Raw genomic sequence first — 18453 nt, 5'->3', positions numbered from 1 at the left:
AACGAAATACTATAAATGCTTATTGAATAACAGTGAAAATAACATCAAATATCTCCATTTTATTAAAATAGTACTACATTCATGGGAAATTTGTTCAATTGTATATAGAGAGATATTATTTTAAATAGTTATTAATAACGAAAGAGGAGAGGGAAAATTATGTTCAATCAAAGAACAAGAAATGGCGTCAAAAAAATCCTAGCAATTACAGCAGCTAGTACGGTGTTTTCGATGTTTGGATTATCAATTTCTATCATAGAGGCGGCGTCTGCTCCAGGAGTTTATGTTACACCTAAAAATAGTGTTTCTTCAGATATTATTAGTATAGACTGGTCTCCTGTTCAAACAGCACCTTATACATATTGGGCTGTACATAACTGGAACCAGGGGGGAGAAGCTGGTGGGTATGCTGGATTCCAACAACAAAGCGGTTTTGATGAAAATGGAAAGCGTACTTTGCACTTTGCAGTTTGGGATCCTATTTCTTCTAAGGAAGCAATAAAAGCAGAATATGTATCCCCTACATCAGTTGCAAGTAATTTTGGTGGAGAAGGAACAGGTCTTAAAATTCAGACGACATATGATTGGAAGAATTATAATTGGTATCGCATGACAATGCGTTCTTGGCAAGAGAATGGACACACAAAATTTGGACAGTGGTTAAAAGATGTTTCAAAAAACCAATGGAAGCTTATTGGGATTATGGACTTTCCAGTTCCTAACGTTACATTTAACTATGGACAAACGCTGTTTCAAGAAGACTGGCTTGGTAATGGACAAGATGTAAGAGAGGCACGTGTAAAAAATGGATATGGAAGAAATATCTCAGATAAAAAATGGACATCTTGGAATACTCAATCAATAGAGGGGCAAGAGCCATTGAATAATAATTGGGATGGGGGAGCTACTTCAGAATATCTTTGGTTTAAGGCTGGGGGAGACTCTCGATCAACTATTGGAACAGGAAAAACATTTACGTTAAATCAACCTAGCCAACCTGAAATAGGAAAACTAGATTATGATGTAAAGTCTATGTATTATGAAAATGAAAAATTAAATATAACTTGGCAATTAAAAGATAGTAGTACACCTCAATTTAAGGGAAAAATTGAAATTTATAATAATGAAAATATGACGGACCAACCGATTAACGTAATTGATGATATTAAATCTTACCAAAATGGAATCAGTCAATCTATATCATTACCAACAAATACTTATGCAAAAATTGTATTAACAGATATATTTGATCAAACTGTGGAAAAAAAGGTGAAAATCAAAAATGAATCTCCAACCATTTTAGAAGGGGATCGGTTTGCATGGTCGATGAAGGGTATAGGAGATTTTGAATTTGCAAAACTTGATTTAAATAAATCAACAGAAGAATTGCAAGTTAGTTTAATAGCAGGTACACCACACAATTATTTTGATAGTACGTATGCAAGTATTAAAGTACAGGATACATCAGGTAAAGTGGTATATAACAAAGAGGTTTATGGGAATACCCAACAAAAAGCTGAATCAAAAACAGTCCCAGTAAAAGTGGGCAATTTTATTGAACTTACACACCTAGAAGGTGAAGAGAGAGCAATATTAACAAATCTGGATAATAATAAACGCGAAAGCTTTGATAAAAAAGTAATATATGAAGTTACAAAGGATGGCCTGAAGAAAGTAAATCAAATTGTTAATCCGAAACCGGACACAGAAGCTCCAACACAGCCACAAGGATTATATGCAAGCAATGTTGCATCAGACAGTGTAGAGCTAAAATGGAATCCTTCTACAGACAATGTGGGTGTAAAAGAATATCAAGTGTTACGTGATGGACAATTAATTCAAACTGTACAAGAAACAAAGTTTACTGATCAAAACCTTACAGCTAATAAAGAATATAAATATACTGTAAAGGCTGTAGATACGGCTGGAAATATCTCGGTTCAAAGCAACATCCTTACAGTAACAACAAAGAGTCAAAATGTAACGTATGAAAAATGGGATCCCAAAAAGGCATATACAAAAGGAGATAAAGTAGAGTGTCAAGGGAAATTTTATGAAGCGGTTCAAAGCTATCAAGGAAATGGAGATCCTACTTGGATATTTGCCTTGTCTTTATGGCAACCATTTAAACTAATATAAAAGTCTTTTACTTAAATTTTATATATTAGTTAAGTGGTCGCAAAAATATGTATAGATTTTAGCAGAAGATTTCAAAATTGTAAGGGGAAAACTTAAAAACTGTATATAAAGTAAATGGTAGTAAAAATACCAAATCTGAATTTTGTTAAGAAAATGTACTGAAAAAATTGATTATATCAAGTGGGAAATAGCTTTATCACTGAGAGAAAAAAACTGTACACAGGGCATCTAAAAAGATACCTTAGCAATAACGACAATTAGGGAGAAGTATTAACTAAGGTATCTGGGTGGATGGTTGCATAGTAAATATGCAATTTTGAGCATTGTTGAATGTATTGGGATATTCAACAAGTTCAGAGTAACACAAAGTTTCTGTTAATTCAGCCGGTAAATTTGTCCAAAAAATACGAATCTATAAATTCATTTTTTACCTCTATTGTGGATTTATAGACTCTAACAAACGTGTGATTTGAATTTAAAAGAATACTTTTAGAGACTTTTACTTGTCTATTATGAAAAATATACGATTTAGGAAAGTTCCTGAGCATATCGTTAAGATTAGGTCACAGGATATATATAACCCTTAAATCATGAGACTCGAAAATATCTATGCATATCTTGTCATAACACCAAGACTTTTGGTAACTCTTTATTAATTAGGGGAGATGTCATGTTTGATGAGAATGATAAGCTGATTAGGAGGCATAGAGATGGAACTAACTAAATTGGAAAAGGTAATTGTTATTAGTACTTTTGTTCAAGAATTAGGTGAGGAATTCCTTGAAAATAGCAAGGACAATCATTCTTTAAAACAGCTACTTAGAGAGATAGAAAAAGTGTTTAATGATTCAACATCAAATCAAATGCGAGAAGCAGCTGAAAGTGTACTAGAAAAATTTAGTTATGATTTAATAAAAGAAAACAATCTGCCACTACCAAAAATAAATTAAGATTTATTGGAGAAAGAGAGGGCAGTAAGGAAATACCTATAAGGAATCGCTACAGTATCCCTATAAAAATCAATATCAAGCTTGCATAAAGAATAATATATAAAGAGATTATTCTCTTTATATATGCCAAAAGTCAGTTACTTGTTTTCGAGAATCATGTTTTCTAACTATCTTCATTATTTTCTGCATTGTATTTGGTGATGGCACATAATCCTTGTCATTACACAGTTGACCTAATGTATTTCTGTTTACCTTACTAGCTTTAGAAAAATCCTGAATTGAGTAATTGTAGCTAGCTAAAAATTTAGCTAGCTTTGTTCTATGTCTCCCAATACCTCTACCCCACACGTTAATCTCCTCCATAATCTTTTTTAATCATCCTTGTCCAAAATGCAAAAAACTATACGCAATTGCAAAGAAAAATTTGCATATTGTACAAGCTATTCACAATAAGATGTATCAAGGTTGCTACCAAAGTAGCTATCAAGGTAACTCTACCAAATTTCTAAGTTTGTAAGCCCATGTATCATCAACATTCAAAATTCTGTTTATAAAGGGGAAATTTATATGTTAACTACATTTATCTCTTTAGGAGCTTTAGGAGTAACGACAATTGGAGGGGCGTTGTTAGAAAAGCATCTTGTGAAAAACGATCATGTTGCAGCAGCGAAACTTTTAAGTGATGGAATATATCATGGAATGAGGATAGGTGGAGTTTGTTTCATTGGTTATGTATTTATTCAAATTATGGAGATGTTTTAAGGAGGAAATTACATGGGGATTTTAAAGGATTGGCTTCATAAACAAAGTTTGAAGAATCGACTTATAGAGGTATTTGTAAAGGCAGGTTTATATGTAGACCATCAAACAAGAGGTGGAAAAGTACCCATTTACCCGAAGATACATGACATTTTTTCCTCGAAAGAAAAGGTTCGATACATATTTACCATTCCAAACGGATTAGATCCGAAAACCATTGAAAAGAAGTGGTTTTGCTTTCAACAAATATTAGGGCGTAATGTAGCAATTGAAGGTGATATTAAAAGGTTTGTACTTAATGTGTTTAATTCGGATGCTGGGCTACAAGCATACAATTACAGTTATAAGAAGTGGCAACCATTACTTATACAACATCATCTTCCTGTAATTGTAGGGCGTGACCAATTCGGAAATATGATTACGTATGACATGATTGCTTCAAACACGCCGCATCTTCTAATTGCAGGAGAGACAGGGAGCGGAAAAAGTAGTATGGTACGCGTTGTACTGTCTACACTCATTCAATATATGTCTCCTGATAAATTACATTTGTACCTGGGCGATTTGAAGAATTCCGAATTCCATTTCTTGCGAAGGGTGAAACACGTAAAAGAGGTTTGCATGGAAGAAATAGAAATGAAGATTATGCTGCAGAAAGTGTGGAAGGAAATACGCGAACGTAGAAAATTGATGGAAGAGTATGAAGTAGATCATATTGACGAATACAACAAATTAAATCCTGATAATCAGAAACCATATATCTTACTTGCTATCGACGAAGTGGTCATGTTGCAAGATGAAAAAGAATGTATGTCTATAGTTGAAAAAATATCGGCAGTCGGAAGGGCACTTGGAGTTTTTTTAATGCTAAGTATGCAACGCCCTGATGCAAAAGTGTTGGATGGTAAGTTAAAGCTCAATATGACGGTTAGAATGGGCTTTAAATGTGATAGTACAATTAACAGTAATATTATGGGTACTCCTGGTTCAGAACGCTTGGAGCAATCTGGCCAAATGATATTAAAGTTAAATGGATTAAAGAAAGTACAATCTCCTTTTTTAGAATTAAGTAAAGCCAAGAAGATAGTTGAACCTTATCGTGTTCCGAAAGAGAATATAAAGTTGCAAAACCCACCACAAGAAGAAAATCAATTATTCGGGGTGTTAGATTATGAGGAATAGAGACAAAGCCATACTAAACAATTTGAAACGTTTTAGATGCATGTCTCGTGATGACATTATTGATTTGCATTTTCAAGGATTAAAGAACGCGGTGACATGCTGTAATACAGTGATGAAGCGATTAAGAAGAGATGGTCATGTGGATGCCAATATCTCGCAACAGCCATACATTTACTTTCCTCAATCCAGCACACTTCGCAAAACTAGTCAAAAGATTCCCCACTTTCTTGGCATAGTAGATGTGTATAAACAGCTTATCTATTATGAAAAACCTAAACTGTTTAAAGTGGAGCCAAAGTACGGTAAAGAATTCATGGAACCTGATGCATTTACAATTTGGCGTAGATCTCCATTCTTCATTGAAGTCCAGAGGTCAGTTTACAGCAAAAAAGTTATGCAAGATAAAATAAATAGGTATGAATTATACTTCCACAGTCAGGAATGGCATAACGAATCTTGGCAGCCAAAAGAATCTAAATACTTTCCATCAATACTTATAATTACTGAAAAGTATTATAATATCAGCTCTTTTAGCCTACGTATTTTTCAAGCTTCTTCAATTAGTAATTTCTTGAATAGCCTTGCTGTAAAAGCACAGTAACAGTCCCTAATTAGGTTTTTTCTCTAAAGAGGTTTCTTAATTTACATCTACGTTTATTAGGTCATCATTGACTGAATTAGTTCATATATTATTTTGCCAATGTGAATTCTAATACAGTTTCTGTTATTAATACAAGTAGCAATGCTGTTATCGCAACAATTTCAGTATATACATTCCTTAGTGGTATTTCTATAACACTAAATGGTTAAAAAGCTTTTGTAGTAATAGAAGTATTTTGCGGAATCTATTTCTTAACGATTCGCCTCTCATCAATAACATATGATAATTGATATTAATCAGTATCTTTTATTTGATACAATCGTTTGATTAGGCGTTCTTAAGTAGTGTTTGTTAACTTTCCAGGAACATAGTTACTTTCAGCGCATCGTCTCTTTAGTTACCGAATCAATTCCACATACTTTTGGTAGGAGGAATATTACCTGGGATTTCGAAAAATGTTTACATATCCTTATAACAATAATTGATATTGGATGTTTTCTACCTTAAAAGCTAGTTAGGCGATAAAAATAACATGAATGGACATAATAAGTTTGGTAAATTCATGTATTACTTTTTTAATCCCAGGTATTATATTGCTTATAAAAGGATGTGTTAGAAGTGAGAATTGGAGTAGTTAAAGAGATAAAAAAGGGAGAAGCACGTGTAGGAATGACCCCTGAAAATGTTCGGAAGTTAGTTGAAGAAGGGCATCAAATCTTAGTAGAAAAAGATGCAGGTATTGGATCAGGATATACAAATGATGAATATACAGGCGCAGGTGCAAATTTAGTAGCACAAGGAGAAGCTTGGGAAGTCGATATGGTAGTTAAAGTAAAAGAACCATTACCTGAAGAATATCGTTACTTTAAAAAAGATCTTATAATCTGGGGTTTTTTACATCTGGCTGCGTCGAAAGAGTGTGTCGAAGCACTGAGAAATGCTGGTACTACTGCAATTGCAGGAGAAACAATTAGCGAAGATGGTGTTTTGACATTATTAAAGCCAATGAGTGCAATTGCTGGGCGTCGTGCTGTATTTATGGGAGCATATTATTTAGAAAAACAACATCAAGGAGAAGGGATTTTATTATCAGGTATTGAGGGAATCCCAGCCGGAAAAGTTGTAATCCTAGGTGGAGGGAATGCTGCAACTAATGCCTGTGATATGGCAATTGGAATTGGATGTAGTGTTACAATCCTAGAGGTTAATCAAGAAAGAATTGCATATTTAAGAAAGCAATACGCAACAGAAGAAGTAAATATAATTGAATCTAATACTGAAAATCTAGAGCGAACGATTAAAGAAGCAGATTTATTTATTTCAACAATTTTAATACCAGGATCTCGCCCTCCTAAAATTGTTAAAGAGTATATGGTTCAATCTATGAAGCCAGGAAGTGTCATTGTGGATATTGCAATAGATCAAGGTGGTACGATAGAGACAGTCGATCATTATACAACTCATGATAATCCTATATTTATTAAGCATGATGTAATCCATTATGCAGTACCAAATATGCCTGGTGCTACTCCACGTACTTCTACTATGGCCTTAGCAAATGGAAATATTGAGTATTTGCTAGAAATAGCTAAAAATGGATTAGAGAATGCAATCCAAAATAAACCGGCTTTAGCGACGGGGATAAATATTTACAAGGGTACGATAACTTATGAGAATTTAGGTGCAACACTAGAGTTAGATTATAAGCCATTGAAAGAAGTGTTAATATGAGTAATGAAATTTTACCACTCAACATTGGGGATATAAAAAAAGCACAAAAAATTTTAGATGGAAATGCTAGAAAAACGCCTTTGGTTAAATCTTTCTATTTAACCAGTAAAACCGGTGGAGAAATTTATTTGAAGTTAGAAAATATGCAGTTAACGGGTTCATTCAAGTTTCGTGGTGCATTTAATAAAATTTCCCAACTAACAAATGAAGAAAAAGAACGTGGTGTAATCGCTTGTTCAGCTGGAAATCATGCACAAGGTGTTGCATTATCTTCCCATTTACTAGGAATCAAAAGTAAAATTGTGATGCCAACCTCTGCACCGCAAGCTAAAGTGGATGCGACGAGAGGATATGGTTCTGAAGTTATTTTATACGGTGATACATTTGATGATGCAAAAGCGAAGTGTGAAGAGATTATAAAAGAAACCGGCGAAACATACCTACATCCATATGATGATGTAGAAGTAATGGCTGGCCAAGGGACAATTGGGTTAGATATTCTGGATGATATGTGGGATGTTGATACTGTTATTGTTCCTATTGGTGGTGGAGGAATTATTTCAGGGATTGCTGTAGCACTGAAATCATTTAATCCCTCCATTAATATTATTGGAGTTCAAGCTGAAAACGTACACGGTATGAAAGCTTCTTATGATGCTGGAGAAATTGTATCACATTATAAAGCTCCAACAATAGCGGATGGTTGTGCAGTTAAAATACCTGGAAATTTAACCTTTGAAATTGTAAAAAACCTAGTAGATGAAATTGTAACTGTATCGGAAGAAGAATTAGAAGTAGCGATGAAAGACTTATTGCAACGCGGAAAGGCTGTCGTAGAAGGAGCAGGAGCGTTAGCCACAGCCGCTCTTCTTGCAGGCAAAGTTGATAAATATGTACAGGGTAAAAAAGTAGTAGCGGTTATTTCAGGTGGCAATGTGGATTTAAAACGTATTTCAAGTGTATGTGAGCATTTCTTTGTTGCCAATGAAGTAAAATAATGATTGAGGAATGTATATAATAAGTTGATATTGCTAAAAAAGAGCTAGGATGAAACATCTTAGTTCTTTTTTGTAATATCAGGATACTATTGAGACAGAGTTTGTTTAAAAACAAACTCTTATACAAGGGGTACAGCCACATGCCCATCAAGCTAAAAATGGATTTTTTATGAAATTCCATTTTTTTAGTTGTGCCACTATTACCGTTTTTGTTTCGTTATCAGATAAGCTCAAATTTCTTCCTCATCTTAAAGTGGAACAAATTTATTACTTAAATTGTCTATTTAGTACACTTTTTAAATATGAATATATTTCTTAAAGTGACTTCAATAATTTTAAGTAAATCAACAGGAGAATTGAAAGGCAGGAGAAAAAAGTATGTCAGAAAATTATCGTTCTCGAGAGGAGCGACGACAAATTAGAAAGAAAAAACAGCCTGCTGCTAAGAAACAAAAAGCAAAAGGTAAAATATCATTTTTTCGTAAGTTTTTAGTTAGTTGTTTATTACTTGGTATTGTGGGGTTAGTCGCAGGGGTTGCTACCTTTTTCGTTATGATCAAAGATGCTCCAAAACTGGAGAAAGCAAAACTTGTTAATCCGTTATCCTCAAAAATTTATGATAAAGATGGGAAATTGATATATGAATATGGAAAAGAAAAACGAACGAATATTATGTATGATCAGATTCCTAAGTTAGTAGAAAATGCGTTTTTAGCAACAGAAGATGCACGTTTTTACGAGCACAGTGGCGTAGACTATAAAGGTACTGCACGTGCAGCCTTAGTCAGCCTAAAAGGGGATTACGGCTCTCAAGGTGGAAGTACGATTACACAACAAGTTATTAAAAATTACTTCTTATCGATGGAAAAAACGTCAAAGAGAAAGGCGCAAGAAATATATTTAGCATATAAGCTAGAACAACAGTATTCAAAACATGAAATTTTAGAAATGTATTTAAATAAAGTTTACTTAGGTAACCGTTCATACGGAATCGCAACAGCAGTCCAAAATTACTATGGTAAGGAATTAAAAGATTTAACACTACCAGAAGTTGCAATGCTTGCTGGTTTAATGAAAGCTCCTAATAACTATGATCCAACGAAAGAACAAAATATCAAAAAAGCAACAGAAAGAAGAAATGTTGTACTTAAATTAATGAATCGACATGGTTATATTACAAAAAAAGAAATGGAAGAAGCATCAAAAGTTCCAGTAACAGAAGGACTTAAGAAAGCAACTGAACAAAAAGAAATGCCATATCCTGCTTTTATGGATGCGGTTGTGAAAGAAGTTGAAAAAGAATTGCCAGATGCTAATATTGGATCTGACGGTTTAGAAATTTATACTACATTAGATCAAAAGGCACAGGATTTTGCGGACAAGCTTTTAAATAAAGATATTATTAATTATCCAAATGAGAAATTCCAAGGGGCTTTCACATTTATGGATACGAAAACAGGAGAAGTACGTGCAATTGGTAGTGGACGTGGTGAAAATAAAGCTGTTTTTAAAGGACATAATATTGCAATTGAATTAAATCGCTCAGCAGGTTCAACGATGAAACCAATTTTTGATTACGCTCCTGCAATTGAATATTTAAAATGGGCTACTTACCATCAAATTGATGACTCTCCATTTAAGTACTCAACGGGACAAGAAGTTAGAAATGCTGATAGAAAGCATTTAGGACTAATTACAATGCGTGATGCATTGAAGACGTCCCGAAATATCCCGGCAATAAAAACTGCAAAAGAAGTAGGAATTAATAGATCAAAAGGTTTCTCTGAAAAGCTAGGTATTACATTTAATGTAGCACCGACCGAATCAACAGCGATTGGTACAAATGAAGCGTCACCGACTGAAATTGCAGGTGCTTATGCGGCATTTGGTAATGATGGTAAGTATACGAGGCCACATTTTGTTAAGAAAGTCATTTATTCAGATGGTAAATTAAAAAGTTTTGAGCAAAAGCCAAAAAGAGTTATGAAGGATTCTACAGCATATATGATTACTGATATGCTTCGTACTTTTGTTTCATCTGGATTAGGTACAACAGCTAATATAAGTTCTTTAGATATAGCGGGTAAAACAGGTACAACAAACTATTCTTTAGAACAAATAGCAAAATATAATCTACCAGAAAGTGCAACTCGTGATAGTTGGTTTGCTGGTTATACACCACAATATACGATGGCAGTATGGACCGGATATACAAAGGATAGTAAAGATGATTATATTAGTAGTAAAAATACGAAAATAGCTCAATTGATTTTTAAAGAAATGATGAGTAAGTTTGCTACAGATAAGTCACAATTTAAAATGCCGAATAGTGTAGTTCAAGAAGGTAGCGAATTACGTATTAAAGGTGAGAAGCGTGATTCTTCTCCAAATACGAAAATAGAAAATACGACTGAACAGCCAAGTGAAAATAAGCAAAAAGAAAAGCAAAAGAAACAAGAAGAGCAAAAGCAAAGTGAGCCAAAAAGTGGTAGTGACCAAGGAAATACAACACCACCAAACAATGGTAATGGCCAAGGAAATACAACGCCGCCAAAAAGTGGTAGTGACCAAGGAAATACAACACCACCAAACAATGGTAATGGCCAAGGAAATACAACGCCGCCAAAAAGTGGTAGTGACCAAGGGAATACAACACCACCAAACAATGATAATGGCCAAGGAAATACAACAATACCAAAAAGTGGTAGCGACCAGGGAGATACAACACCACCAAACAATGGTAATGGCCAAGGAAATACAACGCCGCCAAAAAGTGGCAGTGACCAAGGGAATACAACACCACCAAACAATGAGGATGACCATGGAACGCTACCGTCACCAAGTAATGATGGGAATACAGGAGAGGCTCCAGCTAATAATGGATAATATGTAATCATATAATTAAAAAACGCAATCCTTTTTGTAGAAATATACAGAAAGGATTGCGTTTTTATGACGCTATCGATTCAATATGAGTTTCATTTATTCGCTAAAGAACTCCAGCGATATCTATCTCCAAGTATCCTTCAAAAGCTCCTACGGGAGAAAAGTTTCGTAAAACGTAAAAGTAAGTATGACACAAGAGATTTGGCCGATTTATGAGTTTGGATTAGTCTACACGTAGCATTTCTTTGAGAAATCTTTACTTCTCTTCTCACACAAAAACTCTGTTCAAATCACTCACTTTCTGCACATATAATCTCTACTTTCAATCGTATACGTATTCTAGATGCAAGAGTGTTTCAACTACCTGGTCAATTCGCAACCGACTATCAAGGTTTAGGTGGGAGTAGTAATAAGGCAGGCATGAAAATTCAATTGGAATATGATTTATTTAGCGGTCAATTCATTAACGTGCTGCTTGGACCAGGAAAGAATAATGATAAAACATATGGTACCATCTGTCTTGAAACCTTAGAAGCAAGCGATTTGTGTTTACGTGATCTAGGTTACTTCGATTTAGTAGACTTACAAACCATTCAGGATAAAAAGGTTTACCATATCTCACGGTTGAAGTTGAATACACGCATTTATATCAAGAACCCTGACCCAGAATAGTTCAATAATGGTACGTTAAAAAAGCAAACAGAATACATCCAGCTTGATATGACACAAATGATGTAGGATCTCATCCCTGGTGAAACGATAGAATTCCAGTTTTATTATATTCAATTATTTGCTATCTATTTTTTGAAAATTTATCAAATAAAAATAGAAAAGCAATGGAAGGGCATGCCAATGTCAATTCATTCTTTATTCAAATGTTAAATGGTATTGAAAATATAAAGGCTTTGAGTAAAGAAAAGAGTATCAGTGCAATGAGTGTATCGAAAGTCGATGAATATATTAAAAAGGTATTAAAGCTTCAAAATACAAATAACAATAGTCTGTATTTAAAAAATATAATTCAGTACATTTTTCCAATGGTTGTATTATGGGTTGGTGCGTTACAGGTAATGTCTTCACAATTAACAACAGGAGCATTAATTACTTTTTTATCATTGTCAGCATTCTTCTTCACATCTGTACAACATATAGCCAGTATTCAACCTCAAATTCAACAATCAATTATAGCTGCTGATAGATTCTTTGATATTTTAGAATCCAGTCTTGTAGAAGACGAGGATAAGGGGCAAATCATAGAAGATAAAATAAAAAATATCAGAGTAGATAATTTGAGTTTTAATTATAAGAACGAAGAGCCATTACTTAAAGATTTCTCATTTGAGATTAATGAAAATCAAATAGTAAGTTTTGTAGGGAAAAGTGGTTCAGGAAAGAGTACGTTAGCTAAGCTTTTAATTAGGTTCCTAGAAACATCTAAAAACACCATTTATGTTAATGATATTGATATAAATGATATAAATTTAAAATCCCTTCGAGAAAAAGTTTGCTATATAAATGATAAACGCTTTTTTATCCCTGGAACGATAAGGGAAAATTTAACCTTGGGGAAAGCATTTAGTGATGATGAAATTGTAAATGCATGTAAAGCTGCCTGTCTTCACGATTTTATTAATGGGCTACATAAAGGTTACGATTTCCCAGTAATGGAGGATTCGTCTAACTTCTCTTTAGGGCAATCCCAAAGGCTTTCTTTAGCTAGAGCTATTCTACAAAAACCAGATGTTTTAATTTTGGACGAAGTGCTAAGTAACGTAGACGAAGAGAATGCATTAAAGATTATGAAGAACCTAAAAAATATGGATATAATCGTAATTTCTATTAATCATAATTCCTGTTTGTTTGATTATTATGATCAAATATATGATTTTTCAAAAGAAAGAATATCTGAATTTGATAGAGGTGTAAATCTGTGAAAAAATATATTGTATCTTTAATTGTAATTTTAATGACGTTTGGAATAGGTATATATGTGTATAGTTCATCAGTTGATAATAACCATGAATATAAAGATATGAGTTTTGAAAAATATATGGAGAAATTAGATGGTAATCAATCGTTTTTCTTATATGTTTATAGAACTGGTTGTCCAGCATGCGAAGAGTTAGAACCAACTTTGAATAAAGTAATAAAAGAGAGAAACATAACAATAGACAGTATCGAAATGTCTAAGAATAGGAACAGTCATAAAGACTATTTTGTTGAGCACAACATCGATTCTACTCCAATGTTAATTCACTACAAAAATGGAAAAGAGGATGCTCGTCTAAGCAATCAAATTATTACAGAAAAAAAATTAAACCAATTTTTAAATGATCATAATGATAAGTAATTCTATTTAGAAGATGGAGAAAAATGGGTGATAATTATGAAATTGATACGTTATAATAGCTATATGTTCTTTGTGACAATGGTATCGTTCATTGGAACAGTAGGTAGTTTATTTTTAAGTGAAATTATGAATTTAGTTCCATGTAGTTTATGTTGGTATCAAAGGATATGCTTATACCCTATATTTATAATTTGTATTGTATCTTTAATTAAAAGACATTCTAATACAAATGAGTATATCAAGTATTTTTCAGGAATAGGCTTAGTAATATCTTTATATCAATACATTATACAAATGACGCAAACAAAGAGTGCCTTTTGTCATTTATATGAAGACTGCTCAGCGATTGATTTTGTTTTTTTGAAATTTATAACAATACCTTTTTTAGCAATGTTAGCTTTTCTATTATTATTTAGTATTTCTTTTCTAGTAAAAAATCAAAAATAGATTTTAATTTAAGGAGATGTTGATATGAGTTTAAAAGAACATGCAATGAAAGAGTTTCAAGAAAAAATGAATTCCAATGAGAGCTTACAAGGTATGATTACAACCTATTATGAAATGCAAAATGGTATATCTGGATTAATCGGTGTACCAAATGGAAATTCTACTCCTGTGCAAGGGATTTTAGCATATACAGAACGACAATTGTTATTTTATAGTGAAGTGTTTGGCAAGCTACCTATTTCATTACAGATACCTTTCCATAAAATTAATGAAATAAAAGAAAAAAAACAAGCTTTTGCCCTTTTTAAAACGATTCCAGCTATTGCCGTTTCCCATGAAGATCAAGATGTTTTTTCGACACGTGGAGATAAAGAGGAGTTTGTACGTTTAAAAGAATTTTTTGAAAAAGTTAAGTATATGTCAAACTATTAAATCCTAATCATCACTAAAAAAGAATTAAATGTGAACTACCTAAGCAAGAACGCTTTATAAACGGGCTGATGAGCTGCTAAGCTTAAAATCCAGACCGTTTGTTTTGTATATTAAAATATAAAATATTGTATTGTTAGGAGTCGATTACATAATATGAAAAAATATTTGTCTATTACATTACTTTTAATTTTAATTTTATTCGGATTATTGTCCCCCTTTTCTAATATGCATGCGGAGACAAGTAACACGGATTTTAAAAAAATTGATCAAATTGTTAATGTTTTTAATGATAATGCTAATGTAGAAGAAAAAATTAGTTATATTAAGGATATTGATTTTAATAGTTGGTCAATTAAAGAGGTTAACCTAACTTTAGACAGAATAGATAGTTTAAATCTAAGCATAATGGAACGTGCGACATTAAAGAGAGAAATAATACGCCATTTTGGTTTTTCAAATTTTGATTTCAAAGGAACGAATTCAGATATTTTAGCGTTTAAAGAGTTGAAAATAGAAATTGTGGAGACCAATCAGCCACTTGTACTATATAGAAGAAGTAAATCTGGAGAACCAGAGTCTAAGTATGGTCTTGGTTATTGGTGGGGGGATAAAGCGAGAAGTATTGAAGAAACCAGAAATGAATTAGCCGTATTAGAAGCATGGGGAAATCCACTTAATACGGTATATAAAATTCAAGTGCCAAAGGGTATTAGAATGCTTAAAGGATTAACAGCCCCCCAAACTCAATATCTTAATGGAACAGATATAGCGCAAGAATATAGAAAAGGTGGAGCAATTCAATATTGGATTAATAACGTAAATAACAATTGGCTACAATGAAACATTTCTAGGAGGCCAGCATGGAAAATGATTATGAATTTATAAAGTTGATTTTAGATTGTGAGCATATTATTAAACAACACACCCCTAGTAATCCTGACGATGTTAAAAGATATCATTTAATGTTAGATGAACTGAGAGGTTTAAGAATGACTATGAAATTGAAACAACTAAATACTAGGTTGTATTATTTATCAATAACACAAATGCTCGAAAAAAATGATCCGGAAGAAGTACTATATACTGTATTAAAGCTAAATGAATTTTATTGTACACACTATCAAAATCTATAGAAAAAAATGCTTAAAGTTTAATTGTTAAAAGTAAAATGATCTACGATGAAGGCACTCAAGGGGTGTCTTTTTTTCATGAGAAGATCCCTACGCAAAGTGTAGCAATCAAAAGCAAAATATCTTTATAAGTATGAAACTCAAACTTGTGACCATCTGGATCTGTAAAATAAATAGACCGTTTATCTCGTTCATCTCTCTCTCGTCCAGCTAAGATATTAACATGATTTTGAATTAATATTTCTTTTAAAGAATCAAATTCATTATTTGTTACAGTAAAAGCTATATGTGTGTATGAGTGCTGAATTTCATTTCTTGGTATACTTTCTTCAACATTTAAAGCAATCCATAAACCATTTAAATCAAAATAAGCTAACTTTCTACCTTTTACTAATAATTTTGCTTGAAGTATATTTTGATAAAACTCAATAGCTTTCTCTAGATTTGAGACTGAAAAACAAATGTGATTAATACTTTGTCCCATGCTACATTCTCCTTATTAATTGATTAAGTTATATATTCCATTATAATTAAAAAGGCATTTTTCTACTAGGAGTACAGACCTATTACTATCAAGATAATAAAATAAAATAAAATCCTCTCTAAAATGAAAAAATACGCTATTCTTTCTGTTTCCTTATAGGAAAGGATGGCGTTTTTTTAACACTTGGGGGTAAAGAAAATTCTTAAGTTGATGGATATGTGGTGATACCCCGTATTCTAGAATATGATAAAAATGCAGAAATTTAAAATTGTTGTTATATAGAGAGACGTAAAGCACTCAAAACTATGAACGTTTCCGCAATATTCTCCTTTGTCTCTTTCGAATGAAATTTATAGCAAGATATAATAAAGCTATAATGATATAAGGGGCGTCTTTTATGAAAAAAGAAAAAAGACAAAGGCTAATTAAACAATTGGTGAGAGAGTATGAAATAGATACACAAGAGAAATTAGTAGAATTGTTAGAAGAACAAGGGGTAGTAGTAACACAAGCTACTATTTCGCGGGATATTCATGAATTAAATTTAATAAAGACAATCACTTCAAATGGATTAACTATATACAAGGTTTTCACAGAAAATAGTTTACAAACTGATATGATGTTAAAGAAAAAGTTGGGAGAAGTTGTCGTGAAGATTGATTATGTAAATCAATTAACGATTATTAAAACTTTACCGGGTAATGCTCATGTTATAGGTGTTTTATTAGATTCTTTAGATTGGAAAGAAAAAGTAGGATGTATTTGTGGAAATGATACATGTCTTGTAATTTCAAAATCACAATCTGATAGGAAGGTTTTAGAAGAGAGATTGAAATTAATTATGTAGATAAAAAAACTGTGTCTAATTCCAATTAGACACAGTTTTTTTATCTACTATTAATTAAGAGGTCATTATACATCATATATACGTAATGTATAGAATTTTAGCGATCATTGTGATAAAAAAGTTCATAAAAATACAAGATTAAATTATTTTAAAAAATATTTTGTGAAATATTTCACTAGAAAATGTTAGCGTTTTCAAAAATGGGGAGGTTTGTAACGTTTATTATGTACTTGAAAGGCATCAAAAAATTTAAAAGGAGGTACAGCAAATGAAACATCCGATACATGTTACTTCAGAAATTGGAGAATTACAAACGGTTTTATTAAAACGCCCTGGTAAAGAAGTAGAAAACTTAACGCCAGATTATTTACAGCAGTTATTATTTGATGATATTCCATTTTTACCAATTATTCAAAAAGAACATGATTATTTTGCACAAACATTACGCAATCGGGGTGTTGAAGTTCTTTATTTAGAAAATCTAGCAGCGGAGGCGTTAGTTGGTAAAAAGCTTCGAGAAGAATTTGTTGATCGTATTTTAAAAGAAGGACATGCTGATGTAAATGTTGCACATCAAACTTTAAAAGAATATTTACTTTCCTTTTCAAATGAAGAATTGATTCAAAAAATTATGGGCGGTGTGCGGAAAAACGAAATTGAAGCGAGTAAGAAAGCACATTTATATGAGTTAATGGAAGACCATTATCCATTTTATTTAGATCCAATGCCAAATTTATATTTTACCCGTGATCCAGCAGCTACTATAGGGGACGGCTTAACGATTAATAAAATGAGAGAACCAGCACGTAGACGGGAATCATTGTTTATGGAATATATCATTAAACATCATCCACGTTTTGCAAATCATAATGTGCCAGTTTGGTTAGATCGTGATTACAAGTTTCCAATTGAAGGTGGCGATGAATTAATCTTGAATGCGGAAACAATTGCAATTGGCGTATCTGCTCGTACTTCAGCTAAAGCAATTGAGCGCTTAGCTAAAAATTTATTTAGTCGTCAAAATAAAATTAAGAAAGTAGTGGCCATAGAACTTCCAAAATGTCGAGCGTTTATGCATTTAGATACAGTATTTACAATGGTCGATTACGATAAATTTACAATTCATCCAGCTATCCAAGGACCAAAAGGAAATATGAACATTTATATTTTAGAAAAAGGATTGGATGCAGAAACTCTTAAAATTACACATCGTACTTCTTTAATGGATACTTTAAAAGAAGTATTAGGATTAAGTGAATTGGTACTTATCCCTTGTGGAGGAGGAGATGTAATCGCTTCTGCTCGTGAACAATGGAATGATGGGTCTAATACATTGGCAATTGCACCAGGAGTAGTTGTTACATATGATCGTAATTATGTATCCAATGCTTTATTACGTGAGCATGGTATAGAAGTTATTGAGGTACTCAGTTCGGAATTATCTCGTGGTCGTGGGGGTCCACGCTGCATGAGTATGCCGATTGTTCGAAAAGATATTTAGTATAAATAATGGAGAA

General features: G+C 32.7%; 19 protein-coding genes and 1 pseudogene. 18 read left to right on the top strand and 2 right to left on the bottom strand.

Annotated features, from left to right (window positions below):
- Window positions 1–159: 159 nt before the first annotated feature.
- A complete protein-coding gene (locus ILT06_RS29040; RefSeq protein WP_222655762.1) occupies window positions 160–2139 on the top strand; it encodes a DUF3472 domain-containing protein in 1980 nt (659 codons plus the stop codon).
- A 710-nt stretch (window positions 2140–2849) separates the two neighbouring features.
- On the top strand, window positions 2850–3089 hold the full coding sequence (locus ILT06_RS29035) for a hypothetical protein (RefSeq protein ID WP_222655761.1): 240 nt from the start codon (window positions 2850–2852) through the stop codon (window positions 3087–3089).
- Window positions 3090–3206: 117 nt separating this feature from the next.
- Here the strand turns inward: ILT06_RS29035 and ILT06_RS33215 are convergent, their stop codons facing one another.
- Complete coding sequence (locus tag ILT06_RS33215; RefSeq protein WP_043308935.1) at window positions 3207–3452, bottom strand: helix-turn-helix domain-containing protein; 246 nt, start codon at window positions 3450–3452, stop codon at window positions 3207–3209.
- A gap of 204 nt (window positions 3453–3656) precedes the next feature.
- On the opposite strand from ILT06_RS33215, the gene ILT06_RS29030 reads away from it, so the two are divergent.
- The 14 genes and pseudogenes from ILT06_RS29030 to ILT06_RS28965 all read left to right on the top strand — a co-directional run bounded on the left by ILT06_RS29030 (window position 3657) and on the right by ILT06_RS28965 (window position 15608).
- The gene (locus ILT06_RS29030) at window positions 3657–3851 is read left to right on the top strand and encodes a hypothetical protein (protein ID WP_222655760.1); all 195 of its coding nucleotides are present in this window, start codon (window positions 3657–3659) and stop codon (window positions 3849–3851) included.
- Window positions 3852–3863: 12 nt separating this feature from the next.
- On the top strand, window positions 3864–5030 hold the full coding sequence (locus ILT06_RS29025; protein ID WP_222655759.1) for an FtsK/SpoIIIE domain-containing protein: 1167 nt from the start codon (window positions 3864–3866) through the stop codon (window positions 5028–5030).
- Window positions 5020–5631: a replication-relaxation family protein gene (locus tag ILT06_RS29020; RefSeq protein WP_061663230.1), complete on the top strand. Its 612-nt coding sequence runs from the start codon at window positions 5020–5022 to the stop codon at window positions 5629–5631. Before ILT06_RS29025 ends, ILT06_RS29020 begins: the two co-directional genes overlap by 11 nt.
- A 101-nt stretch (window positions 5632–5732) precedes the next feature.
- Window positions 5733–5840 (top strand): hypothetical protein, encoded by a 108-nt coding sequence (locus tag ILT06_RS29015; RefSeq protein ID WP_371399578.1) that lies wholly within the window; start codon window positions 5733–5735, stop codon window positions 5838–5840.
- 409 nt (window positions 5841–6249) lie between these two features.
- Window positions 6250–7362 carry an alanine dehydrogenase gene (gene ald / locus ILT06_RS29010; RefSeq protein WP_222655758.1) on the top strand — a complete coding sequence of 371 codons (1113 nt, stop codon included), beginning with the start codon at window positions 6250–6252 and terminating at the stop codon, window positions 7360–7362.
- Window positions 7359–8360, top strand: a complete 1002-nt coding sequence (gene tdcB / locus ILT06_RS29005) for a bifunctional threonine ammonia-lyase/L-serine ammonia-lyase TdcB (protein WP_222655757.1) — start codon at window positions 7359–7361, stop codon at window positions 8358–8360. Before ald ends, tdcB begins: the two co-directional genes overlap by 4 nt.
- Window positions 8361–8738: 378 nt before the next feature.
- Entirely contained in the window at window positions 8739–11246 is a 2508-nt protein-coding gene (locus ILT06_RS29000) for a PBP1A family penicillin-binding protein (protein WP_222655756.1), read from the top strand.
- Window positions 11247–11312: 66 nt separating this feature from the next.
- Window positions 11313–11981 (top strand): annotated as a pseudogene (locus ILT06_RS28995) (IS4 family transposase); the annotation flags it as partial.
- Window positions 11982–12010: 29 nt separating this feature from the next.
- The gene (locus ILT06_RS28990) at window positions 12011–13180 is read left to right on the top strand and encodes an ATP-binding cassette domain-containing protein (RefSeq protein ID WP_308010631.1); all 1170 of its coding nucleotides are present in this window, start codon (window positions 12011–12013) and stop codon (window positions 13178–13180) included.
- A gap of 32 nt (window positions 13181–13212) precedes the next feature.
- Complete coding sequence (locus ILT06_RS28985; RefSeq protein WP_141560293.1) at window positions 13213–13596, top strand: thioredoxin family protein; 384 nt, start codon at window positions 13213–13215, stop codon at window positions 13594–13596.
- 36 nt (window positions 13597–13632) lie between these two features.
- On the top strand, window positions 13633–14043 hold the full coding sequence (locus ILT06_RS33210) for a disulfide bond formation protein B (RefSeq protein ID WP_142315101.1): 411 nt from the start codon (window positions 13633–13635) through the stop codon (window positions 14041–14043).
- Between the two features lie 24 nt (window positions 14044–14067).
- Window positions 14068–14475, top strand: a complete 408-nt coding sequence (locus ILT06_RS28975) for a GRAM domain-containing protein (RefSeq protein WP_222655754.1) — start codon at window positions 14068–14070, stop codon at window positions 14473–14475.
- 153 nt (window positions 14476–14628) lie between these two features.
- The gene (locus ILT06_RS28970) at window positions 14629–15315 is read left to right on the top strand and encodes an autotransporter (protein WP_098103420.1); all 687 of its coding nucleotides are present in this window, start codon (window positions 14629–14631) and stop codon (window positions 15313–15315) included.
- Window positions 15316–15335: 20 nt separating this feature from the next.
- On the top strand, window positions 15336–15608 hold the full coding sequence (locus tag ILT06_RS28965; RefSeq protein ID WP_098103421.1) for a hypothetical protein: 273 nt from the start codon (window positions 15336–15338) through the stop codon (window positions 15606–15608).
- Window positions 15609–15681: 73 nt separating this feature from the next.
- On the opposite strand, the gene fosB is transcribed toward ILT06_RS28965, so the two are convergent.
- Window positions 15682–16089, bottom strand: coding sequence for a metallothiol transferase FosB (fosB, locus tag ILT06_RS28960; protein ID WP_222655753.1), 408 nt, complete (start codon window positions 16087–16089; stop codon window positions 15682–15684).
- A gap of 397 nt (window positions 16090–16486) precedes the next feature.
- Here fosB and argR point away from each other — a divergent pair, with 397 nt between their 5' ends.
- Both argR and arcA read left to right on the top strand, forming a co-directional pair.
- A complete protein-coding gene (gene argR / locus ILT06_RS28955) occupies window positions 16487–16936 on the top strand; it encodes an arginine repressor (protein ID WP_078203857.1) in 450 nt (149 codons plus the stop codon).
- Between the two features lie 268 nt (window positions 16937–17204).
- Window positions 17205–18437 carry an arginine deiminase gene (gene arcA, locus ILT06_RS28950; RefSeq protein ID WP_097891122.1) on the top strand — a complete coding sequence of 411 codons (1233 nt, stop codon included), beginning with the start codon at window positions 17205–17207 and terminating at the stop codon, window positions 18435–18437.
- The last annotated feature ends 16 nt before the right edge of the window (window positions 18438–18453 follow it).

Origin of the sequence: Bacillus sp. 17RED48 (genome assembly GCF_019837545.1) — a bacterium.
GTDB lineage: Bacteria > Bacillota > Bacilli > Bacillales > Bacillaceae_G > Bacillus_A > Bacillus_A wiedmannii.
This window is presented reverse-complemented; position numbering and strand designations above follow the sequence as displayed.

Bases quoted from the DNA above. Each gene is read 5' to 3' on its own strand.
- ILT06_RS29040 (WP_222655762.1), top strand. From the start codon at position 160: ATGTTCAATCAAAGAACAAGAAATGGCGTCAAAAAAATCCTAGCAATT.
- ILT06_RS29035 (WP_222655761.1), top strand. From the start codon at position 2,850: ATGGAACTAACTAAATTGGAAAAGGTAATTGTTATTAGTACTTTTGTT.
- ILT06_RS33215 (WP_043308935.1), bottom strand. From the start codon at position 3,452: ATGGAGGAGATTAACGTGTGGGGTAGAGGTATTGGGAGACATAGAACA.
- ILT06_RS29030 (WP_222655760.1), top strand. From the start codon at position 3,657: ATGTTAACTACATTTATCTCTTTAGGAGCTTTAGGAGTAACGACAATT.
- ILT06_RS29025 (WP_222655759.1), top strand. From the start codon at position 3,864: ATGGGGATTTTAAAGGATTGGCTTCATAAACAAAGTTTGAAGAATCGA.
- ILT06_RS29020 (WP_061663230.1), top strand. From the start codon at position 5,020: ATGAGGAATAGAGACAAAGCCATACTAAACAATTTGAAACGTTTTAGA.
- tdcB (WP_222655757.1), top strand. From the start codon at position 7,359: ATGAGTAATGAAATTTTACCACTCAACATTGGGGATATAAAAAAAGCA.
- ILT06_RS29000 (WP_222655756.1), top strand. From the start codon at position 8,739: ATGTCAGAAAATTATCGTTCTCGAGAGGAGCGACGACAAATTAGAAAG.
- ILT06_RS28985 (WP_141560293.1), top strand. From the start codon at position 13,213: ATGACGTTTGGAATAGGTATATATGTGTATAGTTCATCAGTTGATAAT.
- ILT06_RS33210 (WP_142315101.1), top strand. From the start codon at position 13,633: ATGAAATTGATACGTTATAATAGCTATATGTTCTTTGTGACAATGGTA.
- ILT06_RS28975 (WP_222655754.1), top strand. From the start codon at position 14,068: ATGAGTTTAAAAGAACATGCAATGAAAGAGTTTCAAGAAAAAATGAAT.
- ILT06_RS28970 (WP_098103420.1), top strand. From the start codon at position 14,629: ATGAAAAAATATTTGTCTATTACATTACTTTTAATTTTAATTTTATTC.
- ILT06_RS28965 (WP_098103421.1), top strand. From the start codon at position 15,336: ATGGAAAATGATTATGAATTTATAAAGTTGATTTTAGATTGTGAGCAT.
- fosB (WP_222655753.1), bottom strand. From the start codon at position 16,089: ATGGGACAAAGTATTAATCACATTTGTTTTTCAGTCTCAAATCTAGAG.
- argR (WP_078203857.1), top strand. From the start codon at position 16,487: ATGAAAAAAGAAAAAAGACAAAGGCTAATTAAACAATTGGTGAGAGAG.
- arcA (WP_097891122.1), top strand. From the start codon at position 17,205: ATGAAACATCCGATACATGTTACTTCAGAAATTGGAGAATTACAAACG.